15 protein-coding genes and 1 pseudogene are annotated in these 18,688 nt (G+C 52.7%); 10 read left to right on the forward strand and 6 right to left on the reverse strand.

Features of this window, described 5'->3' with window-relative positions; all coding sequences use genetic code 11:
- Nucleotides 1-19: 19 nt before the first annotated feature.
- The 3 genes from ACFOTD_RS23945 to ACFOTD_RS23955 all read left to right on the forward strand — a co-directional run bounded on the left by ACFOTD_RS23945 (nt 20) and on the right by ACFOTD_RS23955 (nt 9,000).
- Nucleotides 20-826 carry a TIM barrel protein gene (locus ACFOTD_RS23945; RefSeq protein WP_378122462.1) on the forward strand — a complete coding sequence of 269 codons (807 nt, stop codon included), beginning with the start codon at nt 20-22 and terminating at the stop codon, nt 824-826.
- A gap of 189 nt (nt 827-1,015) precedes the next feature.
- Nucleotides 1,016-7,549 carry an S-layer homology domain-containing protein gene (locus tag ACFOTD_RS23950; RefSeq protein WP_378122463.1) on the forward strand — a complete coding sequence of 2,178 codons (6,534 nt, stop codon included), beginning with the start codon at nt 1,016-1,018 and terminating at the stop codon, nt 7,547-7,549.
- 179 nt (nt 7,550-7,728) lie between these two features.
- Nucleotides 7,729-9,000: a mechanosensitive ion channel family protein gene (locus ACFOTD_RS23955; protein WP_378122464.1), complete on the forward strand. Its 1,272-nt coding sequence runs from the start codon at nt 7,729-7,731 to the stop codon at nt 8,998-9,000.
- 53 nt (nt 9,001-9,053) lie between these two features.
- Here the strand turns inward: ACFOTD_RS23955 and ACFOTD_RS23960 are convergent, their stop codons facing one another.
- Nucleotides 9,054-9,413, reverse strand: a complete 360-nt coding sequence (locus ACFOTD_RS23960) for a MerR family transcriptional regulator (RefSeq protein ID WP_378122465.1) — start codon at nt 9,411-9,413, stop codon at nt 9,054-9,056.
- 103 nt (nt 9,414-9,516) lie between these two features.
- On the opposite strand from ACFOTD_RS23960, the gene ACFOTD_RS23965 reads away from it, so the two are divergent.
- A complete protein-coding gene (locus ACFOTD_RS23965) occupies nt 9,517-10,227 on the forward strand; it encodes an SDR family NAD(P)-dependent oxidoreductase (protein ID WP_378122466.1) in 711 nt (236 codons plus the stop codon).
- A 924-nt stretch (nt 10,228-11,151) separates the two neighbouring features.
- Here ACFOTD_RS23965 and ACFOTD_RS23970 read toward each other — a convergent pair.
- From ACFOTD_RS23970 to ACFOTD_RS23980, 3 genes are all read right to left on the reverse strand, one after another.
- Entirely contained in the window at nt 11,152-11,736 is a 585-nt protein-coding gene (locus ACFOTD_RS23970; protein WP_378122467.1) for an RDD family protein, read from the reverse strand.
- Between the two features lie 46 nt (nt 11,737-11,782).
- Nucleotides 11,783-12,301, reverse strand: coding sequence for a hypothetical protein (locus ACFOTD_RS23975; RefSeq protein ID WP_378122468.1), 519 nt, complete (start codon nt 12,299-12,301; stop codon nt 11,783-11,785).
- A gap of 331 nt (nt 12,302-12,632) precedes the next feature.
- A complete protein-coding gene (locus ACFOTD_RS23980; protein ID WP_378122469.1) occupies nt 12,633-13,472 on the reverse strand; it encodes a helix-turn-helix transcriptional regulator in 840 nt (279 codons plus the stop codon).
- Nucleotides 13,473-13,740: 268 nt separating this feature from the next.
- Here ACFOTD_RS23980 and ACFOTD_RS23985 point away from each other — a divergent pair.
- The 3 genes and pseudogenes from ACFOTD_RS23985 to ACFOTD_RS23995 all read left to right on the forward strand — a co-directional run.
- Nucleotides 13,741-13,833: pseudogene (locus tag ACFOTD_RS23985) on the forward strand (hypothetical protein); the annotation flags it as partial.
- Between the two features lie 23 nt (nt 13,834-13,856).
- Nucleotides 13,857-14,660: an SDR family oxidoreductase gene (locus tag ACFOTD_RS23990; protein WP_378122470.1), complete on the forward strand. Its 804-nt coding sequence runs from the start codon at nt 13,857-13,859 to the stop codon at nt 14,658-14,660.
- Between the two features lie 15 nt (nt 14,661-14,675).
- Nucleotides 14,676-15,374: a nuclear transport factor 2 family protein gene (locus ACFOTD_RS23995; RefSeq protein ID WP_378122471.1), complete on the forward strand. Its 699-nt coding sequence runs from the start codon at nt 14,676-14,678 to the stop codon at nt 15,372-15,374.
- Between the two features lie 363 nt (nt 15,375-15,737).
- Here ACFOTD_RS23995 and ACFOTD_RS24000 read toward each other — a convergent pair whose 3' ends face one another.
- Nucleotides 15,738-15,884 (reverse strand): hypothetical protein, encoded by a 147-nt coding sequence (locus ACFOTD_RS24000; protein WP_378122472.1) that lies wholly within the window; start codon nt 15,882-15,884, stop codon nt 15,738-15,740.
- 142 nt (nt 15,885-16,026) lie between these two features.
- On the opposite strand from ACFOTD_RS24000, the gene ACFOTD_RS24005 reads away from it, so the two are divergent.
- Nucleotides 16,027-16,254, forward strand: coding sequence for a helix-turn-helix domain-containing protein (locus ACFOTD_RS24005; RefSeq protein ID WP_378122473.1), 228 nt, complete (start codon nt 16,027-16,029; stop codon nt 16,252-16,254).
- Between the two features lie 77 nt (nt 16,255-16,331).
- Here the strand turns inward: ACFOTD_RS24005 and ACFOTD_RS24010 are convergent, their stop codons facing one another.
- A complete protein-coding gene (locus tag ACFOTD_RS24010) occupies nt 16,332-17,138 on the reverse strand; it encodes a helix-turn-helix domain-containing protein (protein WP_378122474.1) in 807 nt (268 codons plus the stop codon).
- A gap of 127 nt (nt 17,139-17,265) precedes the next feature.
- Here ACFOTD_RS24010 and ACFOTD_RS24015 point away from each other — a divergent pair, with 127 nt between their 5' ends.
- A complete protein-coding gene (locus ACFOTD_RS24015) occupies nt 17,266-18,087 on the forward strand; it encodes a phytanoyl-CoA dioxygenase family protein (protein ID WP_378122475.1) in 822 nt (273 codons plus the stop codon).
- 26 nt (nt 18,088-18,113) lie between these two features.
- A complete protein-coding gene (locus tag ACFOTD_RS24020) occupies nt 18,114-18,632 on the forward strand; it encodes a GrpB family protein (protein ID WP_378122476.1) in 519 nt (172 codons plus the stop codon).
- The last annotated feature ends 56 nt before the right edge of the window (nt 18,633-18,688 follow it).

Below are 18,688 nucleotides of genomic sequence, written 5' to 3' on the forward strand. Positions count from 1 at the left end.
GGGCGGAGGTGGTATTCTGGTGAAGTTTATACGCTTGAAAGGGAATCTCGAGCAGAGCAACCTGGACAACCGGCTTTCTTACGACCCGGATATTATCGAGTTCTACCTGAGTGAACGGGATCTCAAGGATCAGGAGCTCATCCGGGACCGAATCCGTCAGCTTCACGATCGGGGCGTCAAAGCTTTTCTGCATCATCCGCCGATGTATCAGGGAGAGTACTTGGACATTTTAAGCGGAAACCCGCAGGTGCTCCGGTTTTATCATGAATCCTGCGAAGCGCTCGCCCGCATCTGCGTGGAGGAACGGGCCAAGTGCGTCGTGCATGCTCACTACGTCCATACAGCCAGCTGCGGCAACGTCACCCGGGAGCGTACCGAGCTCCTGCGCGAAGAGATTCGCAAAGTGATGGCGTATTCGCGTGAGGTGTTCGTCTGGGAGGATTCGACGGAGGGGCTGTTCTCCTACGGCTGCAATCCTTATCTCATAAAAGACGTAATCGAGCCGCTTGCGCTCCCGCTGACGGTCGACGTTAGCCACACGTTTATCTCGTTTCGCGGGGACAACGAGCGGCTGCGGGACATCCTCAATCGAACCGCGCCTTACGCCCAGTATTATCATCTCGTCGACAGCATGGGGCTGGAGCATGACTCGCTGCAGCTTGGCCGAGGGAAGATCGATTGGCGAATGGTGAAGCCGCTTGTGCAGAACAAGGACTTTATCTTCGAAATCACGCTCAGCGGAGATCACTCCGACTGCACGCCTATGGTGGACAGCGCGCATTATTTTGCGGATATCGTGGCGGAAGAACGTGTGGGTACAAAATAAATATAAAAATAGGCATCGCCAAGCAGAGAGTATGCTTGGCGATGTATTTTTTATGCAGAAAGCAATTACATTGTAAATAGATCCCGCACAAGTTAATATTCGGAAAACACTGAATGAACATGTAGATAATCTTATGTTAATAGACTTGGTAAGTATATAAATAGCAGCTAGAGAAGGAGAATCGACAGCATGACGATCAGGGTTAGAAAATGGGTGAACTGGGTCGTTCTGAGCGCGATGGCGTTCGGACTTTTCCCTTATTCGCCGGCTTTTGCGGCAACGATCGATTACACGCAGGTTCCGAAGCTTTTAATTACGGAACTGGTGCCGGATACGAATAATATAGTCGGTACGGATAGCAAGCAGTACGACGCCTATGAGGCAATCGAAATTTATAACAACACGAGCCAGCCTGTTGATTATGGCCAATATTCGCTTGTTTACACGGCGGGGAATACAAACACGGACTGGCCGCTTCTTGCTCCGGGTACTGCAGTCATTCCTGCCGGACAAGCCATTGTACTCTGGGTCATCAACTCCGCAAACGGCGGAGAGTCGGCCGACAACTTTAACGCGAACTATTCGCTCGCCGGCGATTCCAGGCTTGTCGAAGGAACGAACCTTTTTCGCATTAACGGCAATAATGGCATGGCCAACACAGGCGATCGTACCTTGACGATTAAAGGGCCGGACAATTCGGTCGTCGTGAAGGCCGCATATAGCGTAGGAACTTCAAACATTAACAAAGGCATCGTCTACAACTATCCGGTCGGCAGCACGGATATGGTGCTCTCTACGCTCGAGACGACGGCGGCTACGCCAGGAACCGTGCTCCCGACGCAGGTTCCGGACCAGCCGTCCGACTACGTGGCCCCTCTGCCTGCCGTCGATCTGAAAATCGCGCATACGCCGGCCGCATCCGCCCCTGAGGATCAGGATCTGCCGATCTCCGCCTCTATTACGGATAACAAGCACTCGGTAACGGCAGCCGTCTACTACCAGACGAACCTGGTTCCGAGCTATGCTTCCCTGGCGATGAACGCTACGCAGGATGGCGCCTATGCCGCGTCGATTCCGCATCAGGCCCTGACCGGCGCGTCGTCGCTTCAGTACTACATCGAAGCGGCGGACGGCACGGACGGCTCGGTCGCATCGTCCGTATATAACGTGAATATTCAAGCGGCGAACGAGCCGGCCGAACGTTCGCTGCTCATTACCGAGCTCTTGCCCGACTCGGCGAATATCTCGGGCTCGGACGCGTACGAGTTCATCGAGGTCTATAACAACACGGACGCCACCGTCGACTTTAATGACCAATATTCGCTCGTCTACCGCAATGGCGGGACCGATACGGTCTGGGCGCCTCTGACGACGGGCGCGATCAATATCCCGTCGCACCAGGCAATCGTATTCTGGGTGATGAATGCGGCCAACACGGCGCTGACGGAAACGCAATTTAACGCCAACTTCTCGACTTCTCTGGTTGAAAATACGAACCTGTTCCGTGTAAATGGCGGAGGCGGCATGGCCAACGCGGGACCGCGCGATCTGCTCATTAAGAGCAAGCGCGGCAAGGAGATCGTCAAAGCTTCCTACCAGGACGACGCCCAGACGCAGCCGGACAAAGGAATCTTCTACAGCCTGCCGGCCGGCGCGGGCATTGAGATGGAAATGATGAAAAACCCCGGCACGATCGCGGCGACGCCCGGCACGATCGATCCCGCTCAAGTTACGCCGCCTGTTCTGAACGCGGCGCCGGTCATCGCGCATACGCCGGTGACGCAGGCGGCCAAAGGCTCGGATGTCGTGCTGACGGCGAATGTGACGAACGCGGAGAGCGCCGACGTCGACCCGCTGACGGTCACGATTCATTACAAGACGACTTCCCAGGAGTACTTTACCTCCGTCGACATGAAGGCGAGCGGGAGCACGTATCAAGGCGCGATTCCCAAGAGCGCATTGATCGAGCCGGGCCTTCAATATTACATCGAGGCCCAGGACAAAGCCAACACGGTGAAGACCGATACGTATGAAGCCGCGGTCGACTTCGTGCCGGACCTGTCCCAGGCGCCGCCGATTCTGATCACAGAGGTGCTCCCGGACAGCGTCAACGTGAAGTCCTCGGACGATGGGGAATTCATCGAGCTGTACAACAATTCGGACAAGCCTTTTGCGTTCAAGGATTACAAGCTGTATTACCGCTACCCGGATTCCGGCAGGGATGCCGACGTCATCTGGCCGTCCAGCAAGGACGACATCGTCATCCAGCCGGGCAAGACGCTCGTCCTCTGGGTGATCAACAGCGGAAACGCGACGCAGACGGTCGCCGACTTCAATGCGGCCTTCAAGACCTCTCTGATCGAGAATGTAGACATCATCAAGTTATACAGCGACGGCATGTCGAATTCGGCCAAGCGGGGCCTCGTCGTCGGCACCAACGCCCACGAAGACATCGTGGCCGCTTACTACGACGGCACGGTGAAGGGCGAAGTCGCGGCGGGCATGGGCATTCAATACCTTTATCCGCACGACGGCTCGCTGAATATGCTCAAATACAGCGTGGGTACCAAGACTGCAACGCCTGGCACGCTGGAGGCGAAGCAAATTCCGGCGCAGCCGGTTCACGTCGAGGACGATACGGCCGAGCCGACGATCGACGACAGGACCGGCAAGACCGAGATTAGCCAGAAGGTCGATCTCGACCTGGTCGCGGACGTAGCGGACGACAAGCATGTGCTGTCCGTAGCGGTTTATTTCAAGTCGAATCTTGACGCGGGCTATACGAAAAAGTATTTGACGCAGGACTTTAACGATACGATGTACCATCAGCTGCTGACCTCGCCGGACCTGCTGGGCAGGAAGTACGTCGAGTATTACTTCGAAGCGTCCGACGGCCAGAACGTCGCGGCCTCGAAGGTGACGCGCGTGAACATTAAAGAAGGACAGGACCGCGCGCCGCTCCGCCTGAACCTGGAAGCCGGCGATATCGTCTCCGGCAAGACGACGCTCAAGGGTACGTCGGAGACGGCAAGTCCCGATACGCTGACGCTCAAGATCGACGGCCAGACGATTGCAGGCACGTATCATGCGCTCGAGGATGACGCCGTCTTCGCGTTCGACGTTAAAAACGTCAACTATTACTTCAAGAACGCGGTCACGATGGGGCAGGAGATTCTGTACACGTTCCTGGATCCGATCACGGCGTACACGACGCTCTCTTACCCGATCGAGGCGACCCGCCTCAAGGAAGATTCGAATCTCATCGCGATCCGTGCGGGCACCAAGTCGGGGCCGTTCGACGACCGTCCGGAGGAGAACAAGGACGACTTTGAGATCCGTAACGTACGGCTCGTCATGCCGGACGGTACCGTCCTGTACGATCCGGCCTATGCGACGCCGGGCAAGGAACTGAAGATGGGGGATTCGGCGGGCAAGTTCCCGGCGATCGAATTCAACTTCGGGATCCCGGTCGAGCAGCTGCGTTCCAAGGCTTATGACTGGGATACGACCAAGCTGGCCGACGGCGTGCATACGATCGAGGTCGTCGGCGCAGACGATTCTAGTGCGCTGAGGGCGATACAGATCGACAACACGGCGCCTGTGATTACGCCGAGCGTAGCCGACGGCCAAACGTATCGCGGCGCGTTCACGCTGGACGCGACGATCTCGGATGTGCTGGCCGGCGTGGCTTCCACGGAGACGACGCTGGACGGCAACGCGATCTCGCTGCCGCTCGGGACGTCCTCCGGCCTGTTGGCCGCAGGCGAGCACGTGCTCTTCATCAAGGCGACGGACAAGGTCGGTAACGTCTCGGAGAAGACGATCCGCTTCAGCGTGCCGGACGAGAACCCGGCGCAGCCGGAGCTGGTGTCGCCGGCGAACGGCGGTGCCCTGACGACTTCGAGCGCTGAGCTCACAGTCAAAGTCACGGATCCGACGGACGATCCGATGAAGGTGTCCTTCTATAAGGGCTTCAAGTACGACGCCAACAGCAAGGCCGGATTCAACGGTTATCAAGGCGCAGCCGACGTCGAGCCGCCGAAGACCGTAGCGCCTGCCGGCGAAACGGCGATGACGGCGGAGGCGTACGCGAAGATCGGCGCGGCGGACGGACAATACTTGACGAACGATGCGACTGACGCTTTCCCGTACCACCGCTTTAACATCAAGCTGGACGAGTCGGTGAAGGCGACGGATCGTGTCGATATCAACTGGCAGGGCAAGTCGCTGGAAGGCCGCAAGGTCAGCCTGTACGCGTGGCAGCCGATCAAGCGGCAGTGGATCATGCTCGACACCAAAGTCGCGGGCGCGGAAGACTTCGCGCTGGGCGCGACGGTGCAGGCGGGCGAATACAATGACGGCGGCAATATTGCGGTCATGGTGCAGGACGAGCTGCCGGTGAAGCAGGATCAGTACGATTTCTCGTTCGTCTGGATGTCCGACACGCAGTATTACTCGGCCAGCTATCCGTGGATTTACGAAGGCAATACGCAGTGGATCGTCGATCATCAGCAGGACATGAATATCAAATATGTCATTCACACCGGCGATATCGTCGATAATGCCGAGCAGGCATACCAATGGGACAACGCGGAGAAGGCGATGAAGACGCTCGACGACGCCAAGATTCCTTACGGCGTGCTGGCGGGCAATCACGACGTCAGCCATCAGAGCGGTGATTACTCGCACTATTACGCGCATTACGGCGAAGATCGCTTCACGGCGCAACCGACGTACGGCGGCTCCTACAAGAACAACCGGGGCCACTACGACCTGATCTCCGCCGGCGGCGTGGATTTCATCATCGTGTATATCGGATGGGGCGTGACCGACGAGGACATCGACTGGATGAACCAGGTCGTGGCCGACCATCCGGACCGCAAGGCGATCCTGGCTTTCCACGAGTATATGCTCGTGTCCAACAACCGGGCGCCGATTGCGGACAAGGTGTTCGAGCGCGTCGTCGTGCCGAACAAGAACGTCATCATGACGCTGAGCGGTCACTACCACGACTCCGAGACGCTGATCGACAAGATCGACGACGACGGCGACGGCGTGGCGGACCGCGAGGTGTACCAGATCCTCGCCGACTATCAGGGCGCTGCGGAGGGCGGTCTGGGCTACATCCGGCTGATGCAGTTCGATATTCAGAACAACCAGGTTCATATGAAGTCGTACTCGCCGTATCTGGACGACTACAACTACTATGATCCGACCGAGTATCCGGGCAAGGACGAGTACGATATGAACGTCGATCTGGGCGCGATGAACAAGGAAGTCGCAACCGACTACTTCGGCGTCAAGGTGTACACCGACGAGCTGATCGGGCAAGTGAGCAATGCGGCTAGCGGGAAAACGGCTTCCGTCGCGTGGAACGGCCTCGCTTCGGACCGCTATTATCAGTGGTATGTGAAGGCTGAGGATGCGAATAGCGGCAGCGTGCTGTCCGATATTTGGGGCTTCGCGACGGGCACGGTCATCCCGGAAAATCCCGGTACGATGAACCCTGGGACATCGAACCCGGGCACGAGCAATCCGGGCGGATCGACCGGTCAGAACGGCAGCGTATTGACTGTAACGGCCGATAAAGACGGCGCATTCGTGCTGAGCGGCGACGCCTTGAAGGCAGCGATTGCCCAGGCAGCGGGCGGCATCGTCGAGATCAAGCTGGATGCCTCCGCGGCAGGCGGCGGCAGCGCGTTCTCGCTGAAGCTTGACGGCGCGGGCTTGAAGCAAGGACAGCAGGCAGGCGTCACGCTGAAAGTCTCGACGCCCCAAGGCACGATCGAAGTGCCGGCAGGCGCGATTCCGGACAGCGCGGTGCAAGGTGCCGACGCCGTCACGCTGAGCTTCGAGTTGAAGAGCGACCGTCAAGAACAAGGCGCGCTGCTGCAGACGATGGGTGCAGACGCAGCGTACCAGGCGGCCGGCCAGACGTTTGAGCTGAATCTGACTGCAACGAGCGGTGCAGGCTCGACCGCGATCCATGAATTCGGACAGCCGATCACCGTGCGCAGGACGCTGACGGCCAATCAGCTTGCAGGCGTAAATAAAGAACTCGCGGGCGTTTACTACGTGAACGCCAGCAAGCTCGCGTACGTCGGCGGCGAGATCGAAGGCAATGAACTGGTCTTCACGACCAACCATTTCTCGTCCTTCGCGCTGCTCGAGTACCGCAAGCAATTCGCCGACATGACCGGCAACTGGGCGAACGACTACGTGCAGAAGCTGGCGGCCAAGCACATCGTGACCGGCATGACCGACACGACGTACGCGCCGAGCCTGTCCGTGACGCGCGCCGACTTCGCGACGATGATCGTCCGGGCGCTGGGCTATGGGGAGCCGCAAGGCACCTCCGCGTTTACGGATGTCGCCTCCGGCGCTTACTACGCAGGTTATGTCTCCAAGGCGGCCGAGCTGGGCCTGATCCAGGGCGACGGCGCTCGCTTCCGTCCGCAGGACAAGATCAGCCGCGAGGAAGCGGTCGTCATCCTCGTGCGTGCCTACGAGAACGCGTCGAAGACGACTGTCACGCCATCTGCGGGCGCTCAGCCGTTCGCCGATCTGGACCAAGCCGCCTCATGGTCGGCCGCATCCATCGGCAAGGGCCAAGTTCTCGGCCTCGTCAGCGGCAAGAGCGGCAATCTCTTCGATCCGAAGGGCCGGCTCACGCGCGCCGAGATCGCGAAGATGGTGTATCAGTTGTTGAATACGAAAGCTTAAGGCGAAAAGGCGACAGCTTTCTCGAGACGAACGCTCCGGTACCGCAATAGACGCGGCGCCGGAGCGTTCGTTCCGAAAGTTGACGTATCGGCCGACTTCCGGTAACATCGGACGAAAAGCTCTCTGGCGCACGGGTATTTGCGTCAGGCGAGCCTTTCTTTATTTCCGGGGAGGAAGGCATGAATTCAATCCAACAGCTACTTGACGATCTGGGCGTCACTTCCGGCCTATCCGCGGATCTGGCGAACGCCATCCTGATTGTCGGTATCGCAGCGATCAGCATCCTGGCTCATTATGTCACCAAGAAGGTCGTGCTCCACATCGCTACACGCTACATCCGGGGCAATCGGTTCAAATGGGACGACTACATTCTCAAACGAAAGGTGTTCCAGAGACTGTGTCACATCGTTCCCGCCATTATCATATATTCCTTCTCGCACAGCTTCTCCGACTATCGCGGCCTCATCGTGCAGGGGGTCGCCGTCTATCTGACGATCGTGGCGATGGCGGTAGTCGACGCAGTGCTGAACGCCCTTAACGATATCTATACCACTTACGAAATCTCCAAGAGCCGCCCGATCAAAAGCTACATTCAGATGATCAAAATATTCCTGTTCGTCATCGGCGGCATTCTGGTCGTCTCCAACCTGATCGGACAGAGCCCGCTCATTCTGCTCAGCGGGATCGGCGCACTGTCGGCAGTCATGCTGCTGATCTTCAAAGATTCGCTGCTGGGCCTCGTCGCAGGCGTCCAGCTGTCGTCCAACGACATGGTACAGGTCGGCGACTGGATCGAAATGCCCAAGTACGGCGCCGACGGAGACGTGATCGATATTTCGCTGCACACCGTCAAGGTGCAGAACTTCGACAAGACGATTACGACGATACCTTCGTACGCCCTGATTTCGGATTCGTTCAAAAACTGGCGGGGGATGCAGCGCTCGGGAGGCCGGCGCATCAAGCGATCTCTCTACTTCGACATGAACAGCGTCGGCTTCTGTACGCAAGAGATGATCGAGAGATTCGAACGCATTCAATATTTACGCGACTACATTCGGGAAAAAGCAGTGGATATCGAGCTGCACAACAGGGAGCGCGAGATCGACCGCACCGTCGCGGTGAACGGTCGGGCGATGACGAATATCGGCGTTTTCCGCGCTTACGTTGAACGTTATCTGGAGCGGCATCCAAGAATTCATCCGGACATGACGCGTCTCGTTCGCCAGCTGGCGCCCGGCGAGAATGGTCTGCCGCTGGAGATCTACGCCTTTACGGATACGATCATATGGAAAGAGTACGAAGGGATACAGTCCGATATCTTCGATCATCTGCTCGCGGTCGCGTCGGAGTTCGGACTCGTCGTCTTTCAGAATCCGACCGGCCACGACATGCGGCGCATGCTGAAGCAGGAGACGGAGCGCGAGGCGGTGGGCGCTTCGCGGGGGTATTGATTTTTTATGCGAAAAAAACCGCCGATACCGCGTCAAACGCGGCGTCGGCGGTTTCAGTAATTTTCCCCGCGATAGTACCGCTCCAGCTTTTCCTCCAGGCGAACGAGCTGGGCGTTCTTCTCCTCGATATCCTGCAGCAGCTTAAGCTTTTGCGCTTGAATCATATCGATTCGCTCCGGCAGGGTGGAGGTGCCTTCCTTTACCTTGTCGTAATACGTCTTAATGTCCTCCACGCTCATCCCGGTTTCGCGGAGGCACTTGATGAACAGTAGCCAGTTCCGGTCATGCTCCGTATAAAGCCGGTTATTTTGCTCGCTGCGTGCGGCCGGCTCCAGCAGTCCCTTTCTCTCGTAAAAACGGATGGCTCCGATATTGATCCCGACGTCCTTCGCCACTTCTCCGATCGTCAGCATGCGCGCCCTCGCTTATCTCAAATTCGTGGTTGACCTACACTAAGTGTAGCATAGTAACTTATAAATCATTAAAGACAATCAACTTACGGAAAGAGGGATTTGCTTGAAAAAGACTGCATTCGTCACCGGCGCAAATAAAGGAATCGGATATGAGGTCGTGAAGCAATTGGCCGAGGCAGGCTGGAAAGTCCTCCTTGGCGCACGGAGCGCCGAGCGGGGTGAAGCGGCTGTCGCAGAGCTCGCTGCACAGGGATTGGACGTTGAGTTGGTGGCGATCGACATGAGCGACTTGCAGTCCATCGAACAGGCGGCCGATACGATCATCAAGAACTACTCGGAGCTGGCGCTTCTCATCAACAATGCCGGCATGCCGGGCGCGTTCTCCCGCTCGTTTACCGATACCAAAGAAGAAGATCTGCGCAACGCCTTCGAAGTCAACTTCTTCGGCACCTTTCGCCTGAACCAGCGCCTGTTCCCTTTGATTAAGGCGAACGAAGGCACCGTCGTCAACGTCTCGACCGACATGGCTTCCCTGGATCACATGCAAAATGCAGCGTTCACGTTGAACGCGTTCGACTACAACTCCTCCAAGACGGCCAACAACGCCATGACGCTGGCGATGGCTTATGAAGTCCGCGACAGCGGCGCGCAGGTGTTTGCGGTGACGCCGGGATTCACGACCACCGATCTGAACGGCAATGCAGCAGGCGGGAAGTCGAAGGAGGCCGCTGCTGCGATAATTATGGGGTACGCGACGGACGGGCAGCACCATAATGGCGAGTTTTTGGATGAGAAGGGCGTTTTTGCTTGGTGATCGTTGAAAGTATGAGTAAGAACGCTTGTCCTGCATGCAGGCAAGCGTTTTTGCGTTATACAAAAAACACCATGTCTCTTCGAGTCATGGTCAGCCATCCCGTTGGGACATGGAGATGTTCTTCTCACGGTACCTTCTACTGGCGTGAAAACATCGGTTGAGGAAAAAATGGTATACTGATCCAGTACAACTCGCCTAGTCGGGGTAGTCCGCCTCCAGAACGGAGGTGAGGCTATGACATTTTCTTTTCAGGAAGTAATGATGCTTGGTATGTTTATCCTGGCGTTGCTTACTTACCTGAACAAAAGAAAATGACCCGCCCTAGGTTGCACGCCACGGGATAACGGGTCATTTCTTCGGTCAATCGACGGGAGGCACCCCGCCGAAGCAGTTGTGCGGGAAGTCAGTGCTGGCGGCACTGGCTTCTTATTTATCTTATACTTATTATACACGTATTATACTGTTATACCACCTGTAATTGGCAGTGGTATTTTAATCACGGACGCCATGCAACCTTCTGATGAGCCAGTCGATCCTTGCCGCATCTGCAACGGACTAAACTTAAAATTATGGGAATCAGTAGTAAATTAATAAATACGATTATGCCCAAGTACATATTTCCAATTCACAATCCCAAACTCTAAATGTCTACTTATCATACGATTTAAATGGTGGCAAACAACAGATCTATAAGGGAACCGTTAGCGCAAATAGAAGTTTGACTATTAATGTTACTCACGCAAGTGGACACGTTTTTGATGTGGATTATAATACAGCTAATGGTACAGTGAGTGGAAAAATTAGCGTACGAGCATCTGACGTACCTCTTTAATTCCTGGTAACTCCGGCGGATCGCTACTTAATGATAAGGCGAAAGTGATCGGAGTGAACGCCCGCCCTTGGTTTTTTAAAATACAGTGCCCGCTAGCTCTTTATCTCTCCAAAGGCATATTCCCGCCCACCGCTTAACGGTCGTTTTTTCGACGAAGCGCGATCCTTTTTTTGAGAGAATGGCTGCTTGATAACCACGCTGCCTGCAATATAATCATGCAACGCTTTCTTCCTGCGATTAAATAAAACAACCAAGTCCGATAATATCGTTACGACTCCTATGAGATCAGCGATGACGTCAAATGGCGCATTTATAGGTTTGAAGTTCGAGCTGCTGAATGCAAAAATCATGGTTACCGCATATAAAATATAAAATACGCTTCTGAGTAGCGATTTATAAACGGATAGTTTATTCCCTGAATGATCTACGACCTTGGCCTTCAAAATTAACTTTCCCGGGGTTCCTCCAAAGATTGAAAGGGTCAAGACATAATATGCGGATGTAACGATCCACATCAGGATAAACGGTAGGATAGAGTTCATTTGAACGGATTCATAAACTGCAAAACGGTATAAGAGGCCCAGTGGAATGAAGATGATTCCAAAATCGATTATTCTCATTAATACGCGTTTCCAAAAGCCGAAGTAAATAAAATCGTTTTCCTGGGTTCTTTCCATAAGTCGTTCCTCGTTTAACATCAAGACCACCTCTTTGAGACTAACACTATTCTACGAGGATTAATTCTCTCTCTTCCAGCTCATCGTCACTGTTTATATAGTCTGCCGATAGCCATTCATAGTGAATTAACCCGATTTTCTCAGCTAATTGATAGGCCGGTGGATGTTCGAAATCAGGCTCATGCATATCAAAGATCTCTTTTAAGTTACTCGTTTCATGGCCCTGAGATGAGATCATTTCTTTAATCACATCTAAATCAAACCTATTTTTTTCGATATGGATCTCATCGCTCCAATCGCAGGTGTACTCAAAAACGTTACGATCCTTTTCAAACACTCTAAACTCCCATCCATGATCCTCTGCGTAAATATAATGAATGAGCAGTCCGGGATTACATTGAATGACGGATTCACTGAGATCAAAAACCTGTCCTTTTATGAGGAAAGTAACCCATCCATTCGTTTCGTTAAATACAAATCCCTGATGACCAGCGTCCTTAATGAGCTTTACCGCTTGTTCCCTATCCTTAGCTTTTAAATGATAGCTTGCACTAAACTCACTCATTTGGAGCACCTCGTCATATTATATCCTTCCAAAAAGTATCAATATTTTACATATTCGTTGAATGCGGAAAGAATCCTGCATGAAAAAGGGGTGTGCCTTATGTGGAGCTTTTGTAACAAAGAAATTTTTACAGTTATTAGTCCTATTATGGATTCTGATTAATTTGTGCCGCAAAGCCGAAAAACCTTTCGCCCGGTTAGCAAAAGGTTTTTGCCTTTATTCTCTTCTTTCCACCCTAATACCTTTTACTTTTCAGAAACAATCGTTCGATTCAAATTTCCCATCATTACCTCTATCTTGCTCATAACAGCATCCCGTAGACTTTGAGGCTCTATCGCTTCGATAACCGGCCATAAGAGAGAAAGTAATTTGAAAGCCAATCTCCTTCAGGCATAGATGCGATAACTGTAAAAGATCCATCTTCATGTCTTGTTATTTCTTTTTCACTAAAGTCATCGTATATTCTATACGCTCCCTCTTGAGAGATTTTCAACTGAATATCGATAGTTTTCTTAAATTGATTATCTGTCGCTTCGGCCGCAGATTCTACTAAAGTCCCTTGCTCAAAAACATCTTCAGTGATTTTGATATTAGCCATACGAGATATTTTGAATGTTCTATATGTTCTTTTATCATAGCAATATGCTTTCAGATACCATGCCTTATCCTTAAAAATCAACTTGATCGGCTCAACCCTGCGCAAGCTTTTCACACCCGAGGCATTAAAATATTCGAATATAATAATTTGTTTGCTTATAATTGCCATTTTTAGTGCATTAATATTTTCTTTGTTTCTTTCATTACTTCCCCAGGGTGAGAAGTCCAATTCAATCCAATTAACATCACTCTTTTTGAAAAGGCTGCTTAATCGTGAAAGAATAGTCTCAATATCCGGATACCGCGCTGCTGATAGATTCTGCAAGGCGAGCAGTATTTCATCCTGCTCTTTTTCAGAAAGTACCGACTTATTAAGTATAAAATTGTCAAGAATGACGATTCCGCCGCCTTTGCCTTGATTCGTATAGATAGGTATACCAGCGCTACTTAAAGTCTCAATATCGCGATATATTGTTCTTACCGATACTGCAAAACGAGCGGCAAGTTCTTTCCCCGTAGTTTCTTTTTTCTCAAGTAAATAATAAACAATGCCGAAAAGTCTGCTGATCTGCATCAAAATCACCTCAATTCAAGTACAGTATATTAGTTTAATCATGACACCAGTGTGTCATGTTATGACTTATACATTATATTAAACTTCTGCTGGTGATGAAGAATTGGCTTAATATTGTGATAAATATTTATTCATACAAAACCTGACGCACTGTCGTCAGGTTTTGTCCTTTATAGTACTAATTGTAATTGAGATTTTGAACAACATTAATATGAAAAGGAGGAAAACGATGATTTCAACAATGTATACAGACTGAAAAAATGTACGTCCTGAGGATGATGCTTATGATGTACTTTTCATCACGAAATTTGCATCTATGAAGGACTTGGATGCATATCTGGAACCATATCATCCTGAATAAAACTATAATAGGAGGTTTCATGAATGGAAGAAATCAACCATTTATTTGTTGATCCCAAAGAGTTAGAAGGTAAAAATATCCTTGTTACCGGTGGTACCCACGGAGGAATAGGGGAAGCAATTGTAAAGCGCCTTGCGAAAGCCGGCGCTACGGTCATCACAACAGCTCGAACCACCCCAGATCAATTAAAGGGATCGGATTTATTTATCGAAGCTGATATCAGCACGCCCGATGGCACCACAAAGGTTGTGAATCATATACTTGAACGCTTTGGCGGTGTCGATATTCTCGTCAACAATGTCGGAAGCTCTACAACCCCGATCGGCGGCGTTCTTAAGCAATCCGATGCAGACTGGCAGCAGACGTTTGATACTAATTTATTCGCTGCTGTCCGGCTGGACCGCGGGTTGCTGCCGCCAATGATTAAGCAAGGCTATGGTGTTATCATTCATGTCACATCCATACGGCGGCGCTTCCCAGGAGAAGATACCATGGTATACTCAGCAGCCAAAGCTGCGCTTGGAAATTACAGCAAATTGCTTGCGACGGAACTTGCACCCAAAGGCATCCGTGTTAACAGCGTTGCCCCCGGTTTCACCGAAACAAAGTCTGCTGAAAAACTCCTCAAGCAGATGGCAGAGGAACGCGGATGCGACTATAACGACGCCCGGCAGGCCTTGATGGATTCCCTAGGCGGTATCCCAATAGGACGAACTGCGCGTCCGGAGGAAGTAGCAGAACTCGTTGCTTTTTTAGTATCTGACCGCGCTTCCTACATTGTCGGCGCCGAGCATACAATCGATGGCGGCATTGTCCGCACATTATAAAGGAGAATGAGGACTGTGATAAACAACATAATTCAATTACCCCAACCGGTTGAGAAACATTTTCATGCGATAAATACAGATGATCCCGCTACCTTTCTTTCGACCTTTGCCGAGGATGCCGTTGTTTTTGATGCCGGCAAAGAATATCACGGAAAAACCGCTATCAAAGAGTGGAGCGACCACGACTATTTCGAAGCACGTTTGAGACTGAAAATCACAAATGTCGTTCAGAATGCCAAAGAGATCGTTGTTACCGCAAAAGCAGACGGAAATTACGACAAGACTGGACTACCGGACCCCCTCTACCTTGATTTTCATTTTACGGTGGATGGAGATAAAATTACATGCCTGCGCAATGTTCTTTCCTCTAACAGTAGGGCAGTTCCTTTGCCGCAGCCTATTGCAACCTATTATCATGCCTCAGATATTTTTGATGAAGACCTTCTCGCTAGTTGTTTTGCAGAGGATGCCATATTAGTGGACGTGGGAAAAGAATTTCTTGGTCCCGAAGTTATCAGCAAGTTTATTCTGAAGGCAAACAGGGACGCTGCGTGTAAGACTGAAATCACCAATTGTATGGAGGAAAATGACCAAATGGTTGTCACCGCTACTATTTCAGGTAATTTCAATGGTAGTCCACTTCCGCTGGATTTCCACTTCACGCTTAATAACGGGAAAATCAAAGCCTTAAACATCGTATTGGCAGGTCAATAAAAATGATGGCGGAGAAATAAATACAGGTAAATCAAAATCAATGCAGAAAGTGAGGTCTTTGCGTGCAGGTCTGCCGGGGTACTCTCGGTATGGAAGCGCAGTAAGCGTAAAATAGCCCCCACCTATCCGCTGGAGCGAGTAAGGCATTTAAGACAGCGCGACGATCTACAGCGTGATCGAGACTGCGAAGAAAAACGTTATCTGAGCCGGGCTTGAGTGTAATGTTTTCGTAATACACGAAGAACCCTTCCTCTCGGATGGGCTTCTTTGTGTATTACAATCCCTTCTCAACGTAACGAAGAAAGATAGAATCTGTTCGATTGGCAGTGTAACATTCAAATACTATCACTTTCCTCTTCAGCGTCAGCTAGATATTGATTCAATTATTAAAGAAGCGCCAAGCTGAAACCCATATTCAAACGAAGCGAGCATGTCCAGCGTCTCAAGTCGAGAGCGCAGATTAAGTGGATTGAGTTGTCCGCCGTATAGCTTCTCAAGCAGTTTTCGCATGGCTTTCCCTCCCCGGCTTCTACATCATTGCGAGGTGTACAGCTGATCTCCGGTATTCTTCCATCCTTATTTTAGCGATATTCTCGCTAAAAATGCATAGTGAATTTTCCGCTAAATATACTTCTTCTGAGGTGTAGCAGAGATGTATGCACGTATTCGGAATTTGCGCGAAGATAAGGATATGACGCAAACGCAAGTGGCGGCCTATTTGGGCTGCAGTCAACGGATTTACAGCAATTATGAGCGGGGTGACGTCGATATTCCGACAGCTATTCTGATCAAGCTGGCCCGCCTGCTTGCGACCAGTACGGACTATCTCTTAGGACTTACTGATGTTAAAAAGCCATATCCATCGAACCGGTCCGTATAGGCTGACGACCTTTTTAATCCATAAATCACCACAACAAAACCCGCCGCAGCTCCCCGGCCCCGGCGGGTTTCCTCACTCTACAATCCTCGCCGATAAGCACTCGGCGCCAACCCATACCTTCTCTTAAACAGCCGCGAAAAATGAAACTCATCATAAAAGCAAAGCGAAGCTGCAATCTCTTTTACCGTAGCATTTGTAGTCTCCAACGCAGCCTTAGCCGAGGCCAACTTCAACTCTTGCACGTACTGCGTCGGCGACATGCCGGTCCGCTCGCGGAACCTAACGTAGAAGGCCGTGCGCGACAGGCCGCTCAGCCGGACGTACTCGTCCACCGGGACCGATGTGCCGATCTGCTTGTGTATCCGGTACAGGATGTCGTCGAGCTCGGGATGGCGGCTGCGGCCGTAGGCGGCGCGTTCCTGCGCGAACAAGTGCAGCAGCTCCTGCGCGGTCAGGTGCACGGCCATGCCGTAGCCGGCAGGCTGGAGAATCAAGCTATCGATTAGGCGCTCGCACAATCGGACGGCATCGGAGATGCGCCCGGTCGATATCGGCCGCCAAGCGGCGATCCCGAGCAACTCGGCTACATCCAGCGGATCGAAGTGAAGGAAGTAGAATTTCCAATCGCCGTCCAGGCAGCGGTACGAACAGGGCACGTCGCCGGAGACGAGGAGGTAGGTACCCGCCTCCATGACTTCGCTTGTATCCCCGTACATGATGCGCCCTTTGCCTTCGTAGGTGACGAAGAGGCCGGCGCTCGTGAAGCCGTGCGGCTGGGATGCTTGGTACGTGTCGTTCGCCCCCACCTTCCAGATCGACTGGAAGCGGAAAGCCGGAGCAACAAACCCCTCGTCCGAATAGTAAGGAATATCCGTCGTGACCATGATCCCGCCGCCTCTCGCCACCTCAATATTTTGTACGATTATACATGCATTTGCGACGGCCTTCAATGGAAGGAAGCTCGGTCTCTCCCTATACTGGAGCTACAACCGACGACAGGAGTGAGCGTGCATGCTGGTAAAGGTAGGGAGCCGGGAGCTGGAGCTAGGCGGGGAGCATCTGACGGAACTGAGGGATTCGAACGATATTATCCATGACTTTGACGCCCTGCGCGCCAGGATCGCAGAGGACGGCTATTTGCTGCTGCGCGACTTCCACGATCGGGAGGAAGTGCTGAACGCCAGGCGCGCGGTGCTGCGCAAGATGGAGAAGATGGGCAAGCTCGACAGGGATACCCTGCTCGAGGACGGCGTTATGGCGGACGGCAGCAGAACGCTGTTTTTTGGCGGGACGAACGAGGATCTGCCGGAGCTGCTGGACGTGCTGAACGGGCCGCGGATCATGGGTTTCTTTGATGAGCTGTTTGGCGAGAAGTCGCTGACCTATAATTACAAATGGCTGCGCGCGGTCGGCAAGGGCGACTATACGGGCGCGCACTATGATATCGTGTATATGGGCCGTGGCACGCACAATCTGTATACTGTCTGGTCCCCGATCGGCGAAATCGACTACGCGATGGGCGGTCTGGCGATGTGCCTGGGCTCGAATCGGTTTGAGGAGCTCAAGCGCACCTACGGCACGAAGGATTCGGACTGGGACAAAGTGAACAACTACACGGACGATCCGCTCGTTATTACGGGCAAGTACGGCGGCAAGTGGGCGACGACCGAGTATCGGGCGGGGGACGTGATGATTTTCGGGATGTTCCTCATGCACTGCTCGCTGGAGAACACGACGAACCAGTACCGGCTAAGCGTGGACACCCGGTATCAATCCTCCCTGGAGAAGGTCGACGAACGCTGGGCCGGGAAAAAACCGCGCGGGCACCTCTAAGCCCAAGCTTGCAAGGAGCGTGTCGGATGAAGGTTAGGTTGAGCGATTACAGCAAGGAATGGGTGCGGCTTTACGAGGACGAAGTCGCATTTCTAAGCGGGATATTCGGGGATGAGATCGTGCGCTTCGAGCACTTTGGCAGCACGTCGGTGCCGGGCATGAAGGCGAAGCCCGTCATCGATATGATGGGTGTGGTGCGGAACATCGATCGGATCGACGCATATAACGACCGGATGCGCCTGCTCGGATACGAGGTCGCCGGAGAGTGGGGCATTCCCGGCAGGCGGCTGCTGCGCAAAGGGGGCGAGGAACGGACGCATCACATTCATTTTTATGAGACGGATAACCCCCAGATTGAACGTCACCTCGTCTTCAGAGATTATTTGCGGTGTCATCCGGCGGAAGCTGCGAGGTACAGCCGGTTCAAGGAGAAGCTCGCCGAGCGCTACGCGCGTACGAACGAATACAGCCCGGCCAAGAAGGCGTTCGTCAGCGACATGGAGCGGCTGGCGCTAGCGTGGTTTGCCGAGAGGCAAGAGCGTTAGTGCCAGCCTGCACTTTCGACCGTCTTAAAGCCGTTTGGCGCAAAGAATCATGATTG

This window comes from Cohnella sp. GCM10012308 (assembly GCF_042649185.1).
Classification (GTDB): domain Bacteria; phylum Bacillota; class Bacilli; order Paenibacillales; family Paenibacillaceae; genus Cohnella.

Excerpts from the sequence above, each read along its gene's own strand:
- ACFOTD_RS23950 (WP_378122463.1), top strand. The coding sequence starts at position 1,016 with ATGACGATCAGGGTTAGAAAATGGGTGAACTGGGTCGTTCTGAGCGCG.
- ACFOTD_RS23955 (WP_378122464.1), top strand. The coding sequence starts at position 7,729 with ATGAATTCAATCCAACAGCTACTTGACGATCTGGGCGTCACTTCCGGC.
- ACFOTD_RS23960 (WP_378122465.1), bottom strand. The coding sequence starts at position 9,413 with ATGCTGACGATCGGAGAAGTGGCGAAGGACGTCGGGATCAATATCGGA.
- ACFOTD_RS23970 (WP_378122467.1), bottom strand. The coding sequence starts at position 11,736 with ATGGAAAGAACCCAGGAAAACGATTTTATTTACTTCGGCTTTTGGAAA.
- ACFOTD_RS23975 (WP_378122468.1), bottom strand. The coding sequence starts at position 12,301 with ATGAGTGAGTTTAGTGCAAGCTATCATTTAAAAGCTAAGGATAGGGAA.
- ACFOTD_RS23980 (WP_378122469.1), bottom strand. The coding sequence starts at position 13,472 with ATGCAGATCAGCAGACTTTTCGGCATTGTTTATTATTTACTTGAGAAA.
- ACFOTD_RS23990 (WP_378122470.1), top strand. The coding sequence starts at position 13,857 with ATGGAAGAAATCAACCATTTATTTGTTGATCCCAAAGAGTTAGAAGGT.
- ACFOTD_RS24000 (WP_378122472.1), bottom strand. The coding sequence starts at position 15,884 with ATGCGAAAACTGCTTGAGAAGCTATACGGCGGACAACTCAATCCACTT.
- ACFOTD_RS24005 (WP_378122473.1), top strand. The coding sequence starts at position 16,027 with ATGTATGCACGTATTCGGAATTTGCGCGAAGATAAGGATATGACGCAA.
- ACFOTD_RS24010 (WP_378122474.1), bottom strand. The coding sequence starts at position 17,138 with ATGGTCACGACGGATATTCCTTACTATTCGGACGAGGGGTTTGTTGCT.
- ACFOTD_RS24015 (WP_378122475.1), top strand. The coding sequence starts at position 17,266 with ATGCTGGTAAAGGTAGGGAGCCGGGAGCTGGAGCTAGGCGGGGAGCAT.
- ACFOTD_RS24020 (WP_378122476.1), top strand. The coding sequence starts at position 18,114 with ATGAAGGTTAGGTTGAGCGATTACAGCAAGGAATGGGTGCGGCTTTAC.